The sequence below is a fragment of the Proteus myxofaciens ATCC 19692 genome (genome assembly GCF_001654855.1).
In the GTDB taxonomy this organism is placed as follows: Bacteria; Pseudomonadota; Gammaproteobacteria; order Enterobacterales; family Enterobacteriaceae; genus Proteus; species Proteus myxofaciens.
Map to the genome: position 1 here is coordinate 1 of NZ_LXEN01000167.1, position 2,348 is coordinate 2,348.

The following is a 2,348-nucleotide window of genomic DNA, read 5'->3' on the forward strand; positions in this document are numbered from 1 at the left end:
ATAATTTACTACTAATCTGAGTCTTATTTTTTTATATTTACTTTTCTTTTTATATACACATTAAATATAAGTTTATTTATTTTAAATATAAAATAAAGAAAAAATTAAGCATATAATTTTTACGTGTATTAATATTTTAGAATATTTAATTTTTAATTAAATCATAATCTAAAACCATTGCTAATTACATGGTTAATATTTCATCACATTGAATTTTATCATTTTTTTAACAAATATTTTTATATTTAAATATAATATTTCCGCTCAAGTTAATAATGATAATTATTATCAATATCATCTTTTAAATATATTTAATTATATGTTGCCTTTCAAAAATAATATGGTATCTTCTGCATCAAGTCATTGGGGAGTAGCCTGTCTTAAAATAAAAATAATATTTTAAGAAGTCTGTATCAACATACTCGCTTATTTTCATCTAGCGTGGTGCAGACACCGTAATACGGTTGGCAAGACCATAGACACATAATTGTACTTCTTTGGTTGGGGAACAATTATGTGTATATGGAAATACCCCAACCGAGGCTATAGTTATGAGTTTTTACGCTACGCTTATCCTTGCACTAGCCCTTTCTATGGATGCATTTGCTGTTGCTATCTGTAAAGGCGCAACCCTACATAAACCTCATTTTCGTGAAGCTCTACGTACTGGTTTTATCTTTGGTATTATTGAAGCAAGCACTCCTATTATTGGTTGGATAATTGGCCTATACACTAGCCAATATATAATTCAATGGGATCACTGGGTAGCATTCACATTATTATTCATTCTTGGTAGCCGAATGATTTATCAAAGCGTAAAGCGCGATGATAATGCGCCTTGTGAAAATGTTCCACAACGTAATGATTCCCTTTCTTTAATTGCCACGGGTATTGCCACCAGCTTAGATGCAATGGCTATTGGTGTTGGTCTAGCGTTTCTTCAAGTTGATATTGTTCACACTGCAATGACCATTGGTATGATGACTATGATTATGGCGACTCTAGGTATGTTAATTGGACGCTATATCGGCCCTATCTTAGGAAAAAAAGCAGAAATTATGGGTGGAATGGTATTAATTGCTATAGGTTTTAATATTTTATTCGAACATTTAGAGCTTTTTATGTACGCTAAATAATATTAAATATAAATAGAAAAGCTTAAACTTACTTCAATAATAATGTCTAAGCTTTTCTATTTTATGATTATTTATACACGCTGATAAATACAAATCAAAAAATCTGTTTCACACTCAAATAATTCTCTAGCTATTAATGATTGTTTAGTCTCTTCACTCGCTCGCCATGCAAAAGGCGTCATTTGTAATAAATTAAAAGCCTGTTTTCCACTTAATTCCATCGTGTAAGAAACTTGGTGCTCAGCCACTTTATCAAAACCGATAAACTGCTCTTCTTTTAATGGATGAAGATGAACATGAGGGTAAATTAATTCTTTTAATTGATAGAGGTGACGTGGCGCTGGTGCAACAGTAATAATATAGCCATCCTTTTTAATTACTCTTGTGAGCTCATTCTCATTACACGGTGCATAAATACGGACAACTGCATTAAGAGAATCATCGCAAAATGGTAAACGCTGGCTTGATGCCACACAAAAACGAATAGCACAATAACGTTTAGCTGCATATTTTACCGCAACCTTAGAAACATCAAGTCCATATATTTGTGGGTTTCTATCACTTAGTTTTTGATAAATTTGCTGGGTATAATATCCCTCACCACATCCAATATCTAATACAGTACAATTATGTTCAGGTAAAAGTGTTTGAATAAGTTCAGCGACTTTATCTCTCATTGGCTGATAAGAGCCTGCATCTAAAAATTCACGGCGTGCATTTATCATCTCAGCACTATCACCTGGCTCTTTTGAACGTTTAAATTGCACAGGAAGTAAATTAACATATCCTTCTTTAGCACAATCAAAATGATGATTATTCTCACAAACCCAGCTATTTGATTGAAGATATAGCGCCTGATAACATAATGGACATTGATAGGACATAATAATATTTTACATAATCAGAAATAAATAAGGGCAGATAATAACATATCTGCCCTTATTTTGCGGTAATCTTATTAATTGCTATTGCATAATGTATAAAGTTAACACATCACTCACGTTTTAGTTTTTCAGTATTCGCAATATATAAAGCAATAACAAGGAGTAATATTGCTCCAGACTGAATTAGCGTATCAACAGAGTCTTTATGTTCTACAATAATTAAACGTACGATCGCGGTAATACCGATATAGATAAAATACCTCAATGGGAAATGACCACCGGATAAGAAGTATTTAACAATAAGAGCAATAAACTCAAAATAAAGAAA

3 protein-coding genes and 1 riboswitch are annotated in these 2,348 nt (G+C 31.8%); of the genes, 1 reads left to right on the plus strand and 2 read right to left on the minus strand.

Annotated elements, in window-relative coordinates:
• The first annotated feature begins 353 nt into the window (after positions 1–353).
• Positions 354–491, plus strand: a riboswitch (yybP-ykoY riboswitch).
• Between the two features lie 60 nt (positions 492–551).
• A complete protein-coding gene (gene mntP, locus M983_RS16360; RefSeq protein ID WP_066753530.1) occupies positions 552–1,136 on the plus strand; it encodes a manganese efflux pump MntP in 585 nt (194 codons plus the stop codon).
• 71 nt (positions 1,137–1,207) lie between these two features.
• Here mntP and rlmA read toward each other — a convergent pair whose 3' ends face one another.
• Together rlmA and M983_RS16370 are read right to left on the minus strand one after the other, a co-directional pair.
• A complete protein-coding gene (rlmA, locus tag M983_RS16365) occupies positions 1,208–2,020 on the minus strand; it encodes a 23S rRNA (guanine(745)-N(1))-methyltransferase (RefSeq protein ID WP_066753532.1) in 813 nt (270 codons plus the stop codon).
• 109 nt (positions 2,021–2,129) lie between these two features.
• The coding region (locus M983_RS16370) for a phosphate-starvation-inducible protein PsiE (protein WP_167348697.1) at positions 2,130–2,348 on the minus strand (219 nt) is incomplete at its 5' end.